We start from the raw sequence: 13,180 nt of genomic DNA on the forward strand, positions 1-13,180 counted from the left end.
TGTGAGCTGGCAGGGGGCGACTCTCAAGCGTAACCGCTCGGGGGGCCGCCCCCTCGCACAGTGCTCTCACCGCCGGAACGCGGCCCGGTGCTTGCGCCGCGAGGCCTTCTTCCACCGGCCCGGCAGCTCCCGTTCCCGGTCGGCCGCCAGGGCCTCCTCGCGCCCGTGGAGCAGACCGAAGGTGAAGCCGCCCTCACCGGCCTGGTGTGCCTGGGTCGCCAGTTCGCGCAGTGCGCCGCGCGCCACCACGCTGTCCTGGTGGTCGCCCAGCAGCTGCTGCACCCGCTTGATCCGCTTGGCGAACTTCTTCGCCGGCGGGCCGAGCGCCGGACGGGAGGCCTCCGCCGCGTACCGCGTCCGCTTGGCGGCCTTGCGGGCACCGTGCAGCGCCTCGTCCCGCTCCCGCCCGGCCGGTGCGGCCAGCGCGGCCTCCACACGGCGGGCCAGCCGCCGGTAGTCCTTCAGCACGGCTTTGGACACCAGCTGGGGCGCCGGCCGGGCGGCTGCCGGGCGCAGCGGCGGCTCCTCCAGGAGGGCGTGCAGCGTCTTCAGCAGCGACAGGTAGCGAGGCCCGTCCAGTACGGCGAGCACCTCCTTCCGCGAGCCGGCCCGGCGCCGCTCGGCCCAGATGCGCAGCCGGGCGTCCACCGGTCCCAGCCGGAGCGTCGGGGGCACGTCGGCCAGCGCCTTCCGCAGCCGCGCGGTCAGCACCTCGCGGTCCCGGTCCACCCCCAACTCCGCTGCCAGCCACTTGAGTTCGAGACCGACGGGCTGGGTGGCGGCGCGGTCGAGCACCCTGGTGTACGAGCGGAAGGCGCTGCGCAGCCGACGGGTGGCGACCCGCATCTGGTGCACCGAGTCGGGCAGGTCCCGCCGTACCGCCGGATCCAGTTCGATGATCACCCGAACCTGCTCACGGACGTAGCGGAGCACCACGTCCCCGGCCGTGCACCCCTTCTTCTTCCCGGCCTTCTTCCCGGCCTCCTTCCGGGTCGCGGCCTTCTTCCCGGCGCCCTTGCCCTTCCCTCCGCCGCCCTTCCCCCCGCGCTTTCCGGAGCCTTCGGCACGGCGCCCGCCCGGCCCGGCGTCGTCCGCCGCGGGCCGGTCGCGCGCCGCCCCCGTCTCCGCCAGCGCCCGCGCCAGCTTCGACTGCGCCGCGGCGGGGCGCGCGCCCGAGGCGACCAGCGCCCTGCCGACCTCGTCCAGCAGCGCGGTGTCGCCGCCCCCGGTCAGCTCCACCTCGATCTCGCACCAGCGGGCCTCGGCGGGCCCCGGCGGCAGTTCCGCCTTCCTCGCGGCCTTGCCCGCCCGCTGCGCCCGCACCTCGTCCACCGCCACCTCGGCGAGCGGCACCCCCGCGGCGTCCTTCAGGAGGTGCACCGTGCGCCGCGTCCGCAGCCGTACGACGGGAACCAGCTCCTGGTCCAGCACCCGCGACCGGACGAGGGCGGTCAGTTCCGGAGGCGGCGCATCGGACAACGGCGCCCGCACCTCGTCCCGCACCCCCGGCGCGACCGGCAGCTTCAGATGCCAGCCCGCGTCCTTGCCGCCGGTGCGGCGGCGCAGCGTGATGCCATCGGCGGCGAGGCGGTGGCCGGCGGTGTCGTAGTAGAGGGCGTCAAGGTCTTCGACGCCGGCTTCCACCACGGTGGCGACCCGGTCGATACCGGCCAGATCGGGCAGCTGCGCATCATCGTCGATGTCGTACTTGCGTTCGATTTCTCGCACGGTTTCCGCCATGCATCGAGGCTAGCCACCCATCCCGGCCGCGACCACCCGCCCGCCCACGGGAGCTGCCGCATGGCGGGATCCGGAGCAGAGGGTGGCACGCGCCCCACGGCGTGACTTACGGTGTGTGACGAGATGAATACGCAGAGTGCAATCGGCGCTCACTCGGCCCCTTCGGGGAGGGAGACACCCGTGCACCCCCCAGCCGCACCCGCCACCCGGACACCCCTCCGCCTCTCGGCAGGCGCCCGCCCCTATGTCCTGACCGCACCGAGCACCCCCACGACCCCGAAGGCCGCCCGCGATTTCGTCCGTGCCGTCCTGCGCCGCACGGGCCTCGCCCCGCTCACCGACACCGCGGTACTGCTCACCTCGGAGGCGGTGACCCGCTCCCATCTGCGGACGCCGCGGTCGGCGGACATCCTGCTGCGGATGCTGACCGCCGGGCACGGACTGCGGATCAGCGTGCACGACGAGGCGCCGGCCCGGATTCCGCGGCCGGCGCCGACGGCCGGTGAGCAGGCCGCCGACTACGGGATGCTGCTGACCGGTCGGCTCGCCGACGACTGGGGCACGACGCCGTTCGAGGGCCTGCCCCGGTCCGCCTCGCTCTGGTTCGAGCTGCACCTCGCCCCGTGACGCGGCGTCAGCGCGAGGCCGACAGCGGGCGCTGTACCCGGATGGACTGGAGCAGCCCGATCGCGATCCAGACCGCGAACATGGATGTGCCGCCGTAGGAGACGAACGGCAGGGGAAGGCCGGTGACGGGCATGATGCCGAGGGTCATACCGACGTTCTCGAAGGCCTGGAAGGCGAACCACGCGATGATGCCGGCGGCGACGACCGTGCCGTAGAGCTCGGTGGACTCCCGGGCGATCCGGCAGGCCCGCCACAGGACGACACCGAGCAGGACGATGATCAGGCCCGCGCCCAGGAAGCCGAGCTCCTCACCGGCGACGGTGAAGATGAAGTCCGTCTGCTGTTCGGGGACGAACTGTCCGGTGGTCTGGCTGCCGTGGAAGAGACCCGAACCGGTCAGCCCGCCGCCGCCGATCGCGATCCGGGCCTGGTTGGTGTTGTAGCCGACACCGGCCGGGTCGAGGCTCGGGTTGGCGAACGCGGCGAACCGGGCGATCTGGTAGGCGTCGAGCATGCCGAGCTGCCAGACGGCCACACAGCCGACGACGCCGGTGCCGCCCAGGCCGAGGATCCAGCGGTTGGAGGCGCCGGAGGAGAGCAGCACGCCGAGGATGACGGCGCCGAGCACCATGACCGAGCCGAGGTCGGGCATCAGCATGATCACGGCGACCGGGACGGCGGCCAGGGCGAGGGCCTGGACGACGGTGCGGTGGCCGGGGTGCGGGCGGTCGCCCGCGTCGACCCGGGACGCCAGGATCATCGCCATGCCGAGCGTGATGGTGATCTTCGCGAACTCGGCGGGCTGGAGCGAGAAACCGCCGGGGATCGCCAGCCAGGAACGCGAGCCGTTGATGGTGGCGCCCAGCGGCGTCAGCACCAGCAGTGCCAGCACGACCGACAGCGCGTAGAGGATCGGGACCGCACCGCGCAGGGTGCGGTGCCCGAGCCAGATCGTGCCGGCGGCCAGTGCCAGGCCGATGCCGAGATTGAGCAGATGGTGCAGGAAGTAGTAGTACTCGTCGCCGTGGTTGAGCTCGGTGCGGTTGCGGGTGGCGGAGAAGACCAGCACCGAGCCCATCAGCGACAGCACCAGGCAGGACAGCAGCAGTATCCAGTCCAGCTTGCGCAGCACCGAATCACGCGCCGTCAGCTTGCCCCAGGTGCCGAGTTCGGGGGTGTAGCGCCGGATCGAGAACGCCCGGGAGGTGTGGCTGGTCGTCACTGTGGGCTCTCCGATGCGGACGGCGACGGCGACGGCGGCACGTACGGCTTGATGGGCTGGGCCTGGATCGTCCCGTCACCCTCGATCTTGGGGAGCGAGCCCTGGGGCTTCGGCAGCAGGGCGGCCTTCGGGTCGATCCCGCCCTTCTCGTCGACTCCGTACAGGGCGTTGTAGATGTTGCGTACGGCCGGACCGGAGGCGCCGGATCCGGTACCACCCTGGGAGATCGTCATGACGATCGTGTAGTCCTTGGTGTACGTCGCGAACCACGAGGTGGTCTGCTTGCCGTAGACCTCGGCCGTACCCGTCTTGGCGTGCATCGGAATCTTGTCCTGCGGCCAGCCCTGGAAGCGCCATGCGGCGGTACCGCGGGTGGCCACACCGGCCAGCGCGGAGTCCATCTGCCGGAGCGTCTTGGGGCTGTCGGGCAGCTTGCCGTGCGACGTGGGCCTGACCGGCTGCACCTTCTTGCCGTCGGGGCTGACGATGGCCTTGCCGACGGTCGGGTTGTAGAGCGTGCCGCCGTTGGCGATCGCGCCGTAGATGGTCGCCATCTGGATGGGGGTGACGAGGGTGTCGCCCTGCCCGATGGCGTAGTTGATGGAGTCGTAGGCGTGCAGCTTCATGCCTTCGAGGCAGCCCTCACGGGCGAGCTTGGTGGCGAAGTCCTTCTTCTTGGGCCAGGCCTTGGCCTGCTTGCACCAGCCGGACTTGTTGGCCTTCCAGAAGGCGTTCTTCCACTTGCGGTCGGGGACCCGGCCGGTGACCTCGTTGGGGAGGTCGATGCCGGTCTCCTTGCCGAGACCGAACTGGTGGGCGGTCCGGTAGAACCAGTCGTTGGGGTCCTTCTTGGGCTTGTCCCCGCCGTCCTTCTTCCACTCCTCGTGCGAGAGCCGGTAGAAGACGGTGTCGCAGGAGACCTCCAGCGCCCGGCCCAGGCTGATGTCGCCGTGGCCCTCGCCCTCGAAGTTCTTGAAGGTCTGGCCGCCGATGCTGTACGAGCTGGTGCAGGGGTAGTGGCCGTTGAAGTCGTAGCCCGCGTTGATCGCGGCCGTGGTCGAGATGACCTTGAAGATCGAGCCGGGGGCGGCCTGTCCCTGGATGGCGCGGTTCAGCAGCGGGTAGTTGGAGTCCTTGCCGGTGAGGTGGGCGTAGTCCTTGCCGGAGATCCCGCCGACCCAGGCATTGGGGTCGTAGCTGGGGTTGGAGGCCATCGCCACCACCCGGCCGGTCTTGGCTTCCATCACGACCACGGCGCCCGAGTCGGCCTTGTAGTTGGTGCCCGTGTTCCGGTCGTGCACCTTACGGGCGTCCTTCATGGCCTGGTCGAGCTGCTTCTCCGCTATGGCCTGCACCCGCGCGTCGATGCTGGTGACGACGCTCGCGCCGCCCTGGCCCTTCTCGCTGTTGGCCTGTCCGATGACCCGGCCGAGGTTGTCCACCTCATAGCGGGTGACGGCGGCCTTGCCGCGCAGATAGCGGTCGTACGTACGCTCCAGACCGGACCGGCCGATCTGGTCGGAGCGCAGGAACGGCGAGTCGGTGTCCTTGGCCTTGTTGATCTCCTCGTCGGTGACCGGCGAGAGGTAGCCGAGCACCTGGGCGGTGTTGGCGTCGCCGGGAGCGGCGTAGCGGCGGACGGCGGTGGGCTCGGCGCTGATGCCGGGGAAGGCCTCGGAGCGTTCGCGGATCTGGAGGGCCTGCTGGGTGGTGGCCTCGTCGGTGATCGGGATCGGCTGGTAGGGCGAGCCGTTCCAGCAGGGCTGCGGGGTCTTGGCGTCGCACAGCCGGACCTTGTTGCGGATCTCCTTCTCGGACATGCCGAGCACCTTGGCGAGCCGGCCGAGCACGCCCTTGCCGTCGTCCTTCATCTTCAGCAGCTCGGTACGGCTCGCGGAGACGACCAGACGGGTCTGGTTGTCGGCCAGCGGCACCCCGCGCGCATCGAGGATGGAGCCGCGGGTGGCGGGCTCGATGACCTGCTGGACGTGGTTGTTTCTCGCCTCGGTGGCGTACTCCTGGCCGTTGCGGATCTGTAGATACCAGAGCCGGCCGCCGAGTGTGAGCAGCAGGGAGAAGACCAGGATCTGGATCGCGATGAGCCGGACGCTGACCCGGGAGGTCCGGGTTTCCGGAAGATTACTCATGGCGCGCAGCGCCTCCACGAGGGGTGGTGGTCGAAAGGAGCGAGGGCGTCACAGTCGCTTGACCCCCTTGATGCGGCCCACCTTGTCGCGGGCCGACTTGCCGAGCAGACTGCCGCGCTGGCTGCCGATGCCCGTCCCCGTACGCACGGACTTCATGGCACCACGGCTGGCCTTGAGACCTGTGCCGGTGGTGAGCCAGCCGTACCCGGAATCCCGGCCGGCCGCGCCGCTCGAACCGGAGCCGTCGCCGGCCAGCGCCTCACCTTCCGTTCTGCGCGCCAGCGCCATCACCAGCGGGACGGTGAAGGGGGCCAGCAGCAGGTCGTAGAGGGTGGCGCTGAGCAGCAGTCCGACGATGCCGACGTGCCGGGCGGCGGTGTCACCGACCAGCGCACCGACGCCGGCGTACATCAGCGTCGAGCCGATGGCGGCGCCGAGGACGACGAGCAGCGGCAGCGTCGCCGAGCGGTGCTGGCCCGACTCCGGCTTGGTCAGGCCCGCGCAATAGCCGATGACGCAGAGCACCAGCGCATAGCGGCCGATGGCGTGGTCGGAGGGCGGGGCGAGGTCGGCCAGCAGTCCGGCGAAGAAGCCGACCAGCGCGCCGCCGACATGGCCGTAGACCAGCGCGAGGCCGAGCACCACGAGCAGCAGCAGGTCGGGTACGGCGCCGGGCAGTTGGAGTCTGGCGAGAATGGTGACCTGGATGACGAGGGCGACGACCACCAGCGGGGCCGAGAGCAGGATCCGGTTGATGCGCATCGGTCAGCTCCTGGGAGAAGCGCTCGCGGAGGGGGTGGCCGTGACGGTGACCGTCGGCGTCGGCTTGGGCTTCGCGGGGGCGGGCGGCAGGACGGTGTCGCGCGGGTCCTGGCGGGGCGGTGCGACGACTACGCCGACGATGTCGAGCTGGGAGAACGAGACAAAGGGCCGGACCTGGAGGTTGCGCGTCAGATCGCCGTTGGACGGCTCGACCTTGACGACCCTGCCGACCGGCACGCCGGGCACGAACGGCTTGTCCTTGCTGGAGCCGAAGGTGACCAGACGGTCGCCCCGCTTGATGTTGGCCTTGCCGTTGAGGAGCTGGACGCGCAGCGAGCTGACGCCCTGCCCGTTGGCGAAGCCGATCTCGTTGGTCTTCTCCATGCGGGTGCCGACGGTGAAGTCGGGGTCGGCGGCCAGCAGGACGGTGGAGGTGTCGGTGCCGACGGTGGTGACCCGGCCGACCAGACCGTCGCCGTTGAGCACGGTCATATCGCGGGCGATGCCGTCGCGGGTGCCGGCGTCGATGGTGACGGTCCAGGAGAAGCCCTGGGCCGAGCCGATGGCGATGACCTGGGCGCCCTTGATGCCGTACTGGCCGGTGCCCGCGGTCTTGAGGATCTTGTCGAGCTCGGCCGCGCGGTTGCGGTTGCGGTCGGAGGAGCCGAGCTTGGCCTTCAGCGCCTCGTTCTCGTGCTCCAGCTTGCTGATCCGGTTGTGCCGGGCGCCGGAGTCCCGCACGGCGCCGACGGCGTTGCCGACCGGGTTGACGACGCGGGCGACGCCGCTTTCGACCGGGCCGAAGGCGGAGGCGGCGGCTTGCCGGGCGCCATCGAGCGGGGACTGTTCGCCGCCGCGGATATCGACCGTGATCAGCGCGAACGCGATCGCGACCAGCAGCACCAGCAGCAGCCGGCTCTCTCGTGTGTCCCTCACGTGCGGCGGCCGTGTCCTTCCTCGTAGGACCGGCCGGCTGCGGGCCCCGCCGGTCTCGTTCGGGAGTTGAGCGTTGTGCCTGTGTGACGGTGCCGGACGGTGAAGCGTCAGTGCACCGTGTCTGTCGGGAAGTTGTGCCTGTATATCAGCGATCCGCCGGACGGATCGGCCGCTGTCGCCATGGTTCCCGAACGCCGCGGACGCCGCTCGACGGCCGCGGCGCGCTCGGGACCCGGGTCCTGCTACCTGCGCGGCTGGGAGTCGAGAACCTGCTGGAGCGCCTCGAACTCCTCGACGCACTTGCCGGAACCGAGCGCGACGGAGTCGAGCGGGTCCTCGGCGATGTGGATGGGCATACCGGTCTCGCGGCGCAGCCGCTCGTCGAGGCCGCGGAGCAGGGCGCCGCCTCCGGTGAGCACGATGCCGCGGTCCATGACGTCACCGGACAGCTCCGGCGGGCACTTGTCGAGCGTCGTCTTGACCGCGTCGACGATGGAGTTGACCGGCTCCTCGATGGCCTTGCGGACCTCGGCGGCCGAGATGACGACGGTCTTCGGCAGGCCGGAGACCAGGTCGCGGCCGCGGATCTCGGTGTGCTCGTCCTGTTCGAGGTCGTACGCCGAACCGATGGTGATCTTGATGCTCTCGGCGGTGCGCTCGCCCAGCAGAAGGCTGTACTCCTTCTTGATGTGCTGGATGATCGCGTTGTCGAGTTCATCGCCGGCCACCCGGATGGACTGCGCGGTGACGATGCCGCCCAGCGAGATGACCGCAACCTCGGTCGTCCCGCCGCCGATGTCCACGACCATGTTGCCGGTGGCCTCGTGGACCGGCAGGCCGGACCCGATGGCGGCGGCCATCGGCTCCTCGATGATGTGCACCTGGCGCGCACCGGCCTGGGTCGACGCCTCGATGACCGCGCGGCGCTCCACTCCTGTGATGCCGGAGGGGACACACACGACGACCCGCGGGCGGGCCAGATAGCGCCGCTTGTGGATCTTGAGGATGAAGTAGCGGAGCATCCGCTCGGTGATCTCGAAATCGGCGATCACGCCGTCTTTCAGGGGCCGTACGGCGACGATGTTGCCGGGCGTGCGCCCGATCATCTTCTTCGCCTCAGCACCTACCGCGAGAATGCCGCCGGTGTTGGTGTTGATGGCCACGACCGACGGCTCGTTGAGGACGATGCCGCGGCCCCTGACGTACACCAGCGTGTTGGCGGTCCCGAGGTCGACAGCCATGTCACGGCCGATGAACGACATGTTGTTCCCCATGAGGATACGTCTGGCCTTCCCAACTGGAGCGAATGCTTACTGGAGGTCGGCAGGAGGTGATGCGCTGTGCGGCGCGGAAGCCTCCATCGTAGTTCGTAGTGCGCCCACTCGAACACGTCGGGAGGCTGTTCCGCCATTGTCAGCCGTACACGCACCCGCCCCCCTTAATGGTGACGTCGTGTCGCGGTGATGCGTTCCCCCGATCGTGTCGTATACACCAAAGGGCGACCGATGATTTTGTCGGTCGCCCCTGGTCACGGGGGGTGTGCAGCTGATGAAGCGTCAGGAAATGCCGGGGAAGAAAATCTTGATCTCGCGCTCGGCGGACTCTTCGGAATCCGACGCATGGATCAGATTCTCTCGGGTGATCGTTCCGAAGTCCCCACGAATGGACCCACTCGGCGCGGCAATCGGGTCAGTCGGACCGGCGAGCATCCGTACGCCCTCGATCACCCGCTCGCCCTCGATGACCATCGAGACCACGGGTCCGGAGGACATGAACGTGACCAGGGGCTCGTAGAACGGCTTGCCGACATGCTCGGCGTAGTGCTGCTCGAGGATCTCGCGGTCCAGGCTGCGGAGCTCCAGCGCGCTGATCGTCCAGCCGGCCTTCTTCTCGATACGGCCGATGATCTCGCCGATCAGACCGCGCGTGACGGCGTCAGGCTTGAGGAGGACGAGGGTGCGCTGGCTCACGGAGAAACTCCCTGGATATGAACAACGGTCAGCGGGTGCATTGAGGCTACATGGGTGACCAGGCCCTGCGCGGGCCCGCCCCCGGCCTCTGACGTGCCCCTGAGGGCCTCGCCGGGACCGGGCGGCGGCAGGCTTCCTAGGCGGGCTCCGCCGGCGCCTCGGCCTGCGCCGCCCAACGGGCCTTCGCCTCATCGATCTTGCGGCCGAAGTGGACCGACGCCCACCACAGGGCCGCGAAGATCCCACCGAGGAAGAACATCGTCGGGACCACGAAACCGCTGGCGATCAGCGCGATCTGAAGCACCCAGCCGAGCTGGACGCCACCCGGACGGGTCAGCATCCCGCACAGCAGGATGCTCAGCAGCATCGCGATCCCGCTGACCGTCCAGATCGTGGCCGCCGGCAGTTCGGTCATCTGCATCGCGACCAGGCCGGCGAAGCCGATCACGAAGAATTCGCCTATCAGGGTGCCGGCACACAGCGTGCGCATGGTCAGCTCCTCCCCATCAGCAGCCGGGCCTCGCCGACCGTGATCACCGAGCCGGTCACCAGCACACCCGCTCCGGAGAACTCGCCCTCTTCCTCGGCGAGGGTGATCGCCGCTTCCAGGGCGTCGTCGAGCCGGGGCTCGACCTGGACCCGCTCGGCACCGAAGACCTCGACGGCGACGCCGGCCAGCTCATCGGGATCCATCGCACGATGGCTCGAATTACGAGTCACCACGACCTCGGCGAAGATCGGCTCGAACGCCTCCAGGAAACCCCGTACGTCCTTGTCCGCACTGGCGCCGACGACGCCCACCAGCCGGCTGAACCCGAACGCCTCGGTGACCGCCTCGGCCGCCGCCCGCGCACCCGCGGGGTTGTGCGCCGCGTCCAGCACGACCGTCGGGCTGCGCCGCACGACCTCCATCCGGCCGGGCGAGCTGACGGCGGCGAACGCGGAGCGGATGGTGTCGATGTCGAGGGTGCGGGCGTGATCCGAGCCGACGCCGAAGAACGCCTCGACCGCGGCGAGCGCCACCGCGGCGTTGTGGGCCTGATGGGCGCCGTACAGCGGAAGGAAGATCTCGGGATACTCGCCGCCCAGTCCGCGCAGCGTCAGCATCTGCCCGCCGACCGCGACCTCGCGGTTCAGCACCCCGAACTCCATGCCTTCACGGGCGACCGTGGCATCCACCTCGACCGCGCGCTTGAGCATCACCGACGCCGCGTCCACCGGCTGCTGGGCCAGCACGACCGTGGCGTCCTTCTTGATGATCCCGGACTTCTCACCGGCGATCTGCTCGGGCGTCTCCCCCAGCCGGTCGGTGTGGTCCAGGGCGATGGGGGTGACCACGGCGACATCGCCGTCGATGACGTTCGTCGCGTCCCAGGTGCCGCCCATGCCGACCTCGACGACCGCGACGTCCACGGGGCTGTCCGCGAAGGCGGCGTACGCCATCGCCGTCAGCACCTCGAAGAACGACAGGCGGTACTCCTGCTGGGCGTCGGTCATCTCCACATACGGGGCGATGTCCCGGTAGGTCTCGATGAACTGCTCGGCGGAGATCGGGGCGGCGTCCAGACTGATCCGCTCGGTGATCGACTGGACATGCGGGCTGGTGTAGCGGCCGGTGCGCAGATCGAAGGCGGACAGCAGGGACTCGATCATGCGGGCGGTGCTGGTCTTGCCGTTGGTGCCCGTGATGTGGATGGAGGGATAGGCGCGCTGGGGCTCGCCCAGGATGTCCAGCAGCGCCGCGATGCGCTGGACGGACGGGTCGAGCTTGGTCTCACCCCAGCGGCCTGCCAGCTCGTCCTCGACGGCGCGCAGCGCACGGTCGACCTCGGGATCGGCCGGGCGGGCGGGGATGCCGTCCCCTTGCGGCGGCCCGGCCTGGGCGCGCAAGGTCCGGCTGCCGGCCTCGATCACCGCAAGATCCGGGTCACGGTCGGTCTCCGCCTCGACCAGTTCGTCGAAGGCTTCGTTCGGGTCGGGGTCGTCGTTCTGGGGGCGCTCGCTCACGCCGACCAGTCTACGAGGCACGTGTGACAGCGGTGCGCTGCGCTGCCCCCGGCCGGTACCGCGCCGCATCCCGGGGCGACGGACGGCGTGACCCGCCCCCGGAACGCGCCCGTACGCCGGAGCCGCCCCTCGCCTACGACAGTGCCGCCTTCATCATGGCCCGTGCGGTCGGGGCCGCCAGCCCGTTGCCGGAGATCTCGTTGCGGGCGGCATGCCCGTCCTCGACCATCACGGCCACCGCCACCTGGCGTCCGTTGCCGTCCTTGGCGTACGAGACGAACCAGGCGTAGGGCGTACCGCTGTTGTCGACACCGTGCTGGGCGGTGCCCGTCTTGCCGCCGACGGTCAGTCCGCCGATCTTCGCGCCGGACCCGGTGCCCTTGTCCACGACCGTCTGCATCGCCGACTGCAACTGCTGAGCCGTGCCCGCCGACATGGTCTTGCCGTCGCCGTACGTCTTGGGGGCGAAGTCCTGGACGGTGGTGCCGCCGCCGTCGGTCAGCGCGTCGACCAGCTGCGGGGTCCTCAGCTCGCCGCCGTTCGCGATGGCCGAGGAGATCATCGCCATCTGGAGCGGGGTCGCCTGGTCGTCGAACTGGCCGATCCCGGACAGCGCGGTCTGTGCCTCGTCCATGTCGGAGGGGTAGCGGCTCGTGCCGGCCCGCACCGGGGTGTCCACCTTCTCGTCGTTGAAGCCGAACTTCTCGGCCTGCGCCTTCACCTTGTCCTTGCCCAGGTCGACGGCCATCTTCGCGAAGACGGTGTTGCAGGAGTACTGGAGCGCGGTGCGGATGTCCGCGTTCTTGCAGGGCGCGGAGGCGTTCTCGTTGGTGAGCTTGGTGCGGGTGTGCGGGAGGGTGTACGGGTCGGGACTGTGCGTGGCCTCGTCCACCGAGGAGTACAGCCCGTTCTCCAGCGCGGCCGCGGCGACCACCAGCTTGAACGTGGACCCGGGCGGCAGCGGCTGCCGCAGGGCCCGGTTGACCTCGGGGTGGTCCGAGTCGCCGGACATCTTCTTCCAGGCCTTCTGGTCGGCGCTGCCGGAACCCGCGAACTTCCCCGGGTCGTACGACGGGGTGCTGACCATGCCCAGGACCCGCCCCGTGGCCGGGTCCATGGCGAGGGCGGCGCCCTTCTTGCCGCCCAGCGCCCGCCGGCCGGCCTTCTGCACCGCGGGGTCGATGGAGGTGACCACGTCGCCGCCCTTGGCCCGGGTGCGGGTCAGTGCGTCGGCGGGGCTCTGGAGCCGGCTGTCGGAGCCGTCGAGGAGGTCGCCGTAGAGGTTCTCCAGCTGGTTGCTGCCGAAGATCTGCGAGGTGAAGCCGGTGACCGGGGCGTACAGCGAGCCGTCCTTGTAGGTCCGCTTGTACTTGAGCGTGGAGGAGGTGGCGGCGGAGCCGGTCACCGGTTCCCCGCCGACGAGGATGTTGCCCATCGGCGCCGCGTATTTGCCGATCGCCACCCGCGGATTGTGCGGGTCCTCCTTGTACTCGCCGGCCTTTGCGCCCTGGAGCCAGGTGACCCAGCCCATCAGCGCGACGATGAGGGCCAGGCAGAAGATCGCGGCCCGGCGCAGGGGCTTGTTCATGGGGGCGCGGCTCCTCGGTGGTGGACATGCGGTTCCGCTGGAACTCCGGCATTCCGGCATTCGGGCATTCGGGCATTCCGTCCCACCGTGCCTGGGCCACATGAGAGCGCGATGAGAACGCCCTGATCGCCCGGCCGGGACAACGTGTCGCCGCCGTTGACCCTCTTCCACGGCGGGCTGT

The 13,180-nt window shown here is 70.0% G+C and carries 11 protein-coding genes; 1 reads left to right on the forward strand and 10 read right to left on the reverse strand.

Annotated features, from left to right (window positions below):
- Positions 1–66 precede the first annotated feature (66 nt).
- Entirely contained in the window at positions 67–1,740 is a 1,674-nt protein-coding gene (locus M8I34_RS13325; protein ID WP_250049668.1) for a CYTH and CHAD domain-containing protein, read from the reverse strand.
- A 180-nt stretch (positions 1,741–1,920) separates the two neighbouring features.
- On the opposite strand from M8I34_RS13325, the gene M8I34_RS13330 reads away from it, so the two are divergent.
- On the forward strand, positions 1,921–2,367 hold the full coding sequence (locus M8I34_RS13330; protein WP_250049669.1) for an ATP-binding protein: 447 nt from the start codon (positions 1,921–1,923) through the stop codon (positions 2,365–2,367).
- Positions 2,368–2,374: 7 nt separating this feature from the next.
- On the opposite strand, the gene M8I34_RS13335 is transcribed toward M8I34_RS13330, so the two are convergent.
- The 9 genes from M8I34_RS13335 to M8I34_RS13375 form a co-directional block, all read right to left on the reverse strand.
- Entirely contained in the window at positions 2,375–3,589 is a 1,215-nt protein-coding gene (locus M8I34_RS13335) for an FtsW/RodA/SpoVE family cell cycle protein (protein WP_250049670.1), read from the reverse strand.
- Positions 3,586–5,736, reverse strand: coding sequence for a penicillin-binding protein 2 (mrdA, locus tag M8I34_RS13340; protein ID WP_250049671.1), 2,151 nt, complete (start codon positions 5,734–5,736; stop codon positions 3,586–3,588). The genes M8I34_RS13335 and mrdA overlap by 4 nt, the downstream gene beginning before the upstream one ends.
- A 48-nt stretch (positions 5,737–5,784) precedes the next feature.
- Entirely contained in the window at positions 5,785–6,498 is a 714-nt protein-coding gene (gene mreD / locus M8I34_RS13345; protein ID WP_244414799.1) for a rod shape-determining protein MreD, read from the reverse strand.
- Positions 6,499–6,501: 3 nt separating this feature from the next.
- Positions 6,502–7,434 (reverse strand): rod shape-determining protein MreC, encoded by a 933-nt coding sequence (gene mreC, locus M8I34_RS13350; protein WP_250049672.1) that lies wholly within the window; start codon positions 7,432–7,434, stop codon positions 6,502–6,504.
- A 242-nt stretch (positions 7,435–7,676) separates the two neighbouring features.
- On the reverse strand, positions 7,677–8,696 hold the full coding sequence (locus M8I34_RS13355) for a rod shape-determining protein (RefSeq protein WP_003985182.1): 1,020 nt from the start codon (positions 8,694–8,696) through the stop codon (positions 7,677–7,679).
- Between the two features lie 294 nt (positions 8,697–8,990).
- Complete coding sequence (gene ndk, locus M8I34_RS13360; RefSeq protein WP_250049673.1) at positions 8,991–9,404, reverse strand: nucleoside-diphosphate kinase; 414 nt, start codon at positions 9,402–9,404, stop codon at positions 8,991–8,993.
- A 136-nt stretch (positions 9,405–9,540) separates the two neighbouring features.
- On the reverse strand, positions 9,541–9,894 hold the full coding sequence (locus M8I34_RS13365) for a DUF4233 domain-containing protein (protein ID WP_250049674.1): 354 nt from the start codon (positions 9,892–9,894) through the stop codon (positions 9,541–9,543).
- A gap of 2 nt (positions 9,895–9,896) precedes the next feature.
- Positions 9,897–11,411, reverse strand: coding sequence for a folylpolyglutamate synthase/dihydrofolate synthase family protein (locus M8I34_RS13370; RefSeq protein WP_250049675.1), 1,515 nt, complete (start codon positions 11,409–11,411; stop codon positions 9,897–9,899).
- A gap of 133 nt (positions 11,412–11,544) precedes the next feature.
- On the reverse strand, positions 11,545–12,999 hold the full coding sequence (locus M8I34_RS13375; protein ID WP_250049676.1) for a penicillin-binding protein 2: 1,455 nt from the start codon (positions 12,997–12,999) through the stop codon (positions 11,545–11,547).
- Between the last annotated feature and the right edge of the window lie 181 nt (positions 13,000–13,180).

Source organism: Streptomyces sp. MCA2 (assembly GCF_023544705.1).
Classification (GTDB): Bacteria; Actinomycetota; Actinomycetes; order Streptomycetales; family Streptomycetaceae; genus Streptomyces; species Streptomyces decoyicus.

Excerpts from the sequence above, each read along its gene's own strand:
- mrdA (WP_250049671.1), bottom strand. The coding sequence starts at position 5,736 with ATGAGTAATCTTCCGGAAACCCGGACCTCCCGGGTCAGCGTCCGGCTC.
- M8I34_RS13375 (WP_250049676.1), bottom strand. The coding sequence starts at position 12,999 with ATGAACAAGCCCCTGCGCCGGGCCGCGATCTTCTGCCTGGCCCTCATC.
- M8I34_RS13355 (WP_003985182.1), bottom strand. The coding sequence starts at position 8,696 with ATGTCGTTCATCGGCCGTGACATGGCTGTCGACCTCGGGACCGCCAAC.
- M8I34_RS13325 (WP_250049668.1), bottom strand. The coding sequence starts at position 1,740 with ATGGCGGAAACCGTGCGAGAAATCGAACGCAAGTACGACATCGACGAT.
- M8I34_RS13365 (WP_250049674.1), bottom strand. The coding sequence starts at position 9,894 with ATGCGCACGCTGTGTGCCGGCACCCTGATAGGCGAATTCTTCGTGATC.
- mreD (WP_244414799.1), bottom strand. The coding sequence starts at position 6,498 with ATGCGCATCAACCGGATCCTGCTCTCGGCCCCGCTGGTGGTCGTCGCC.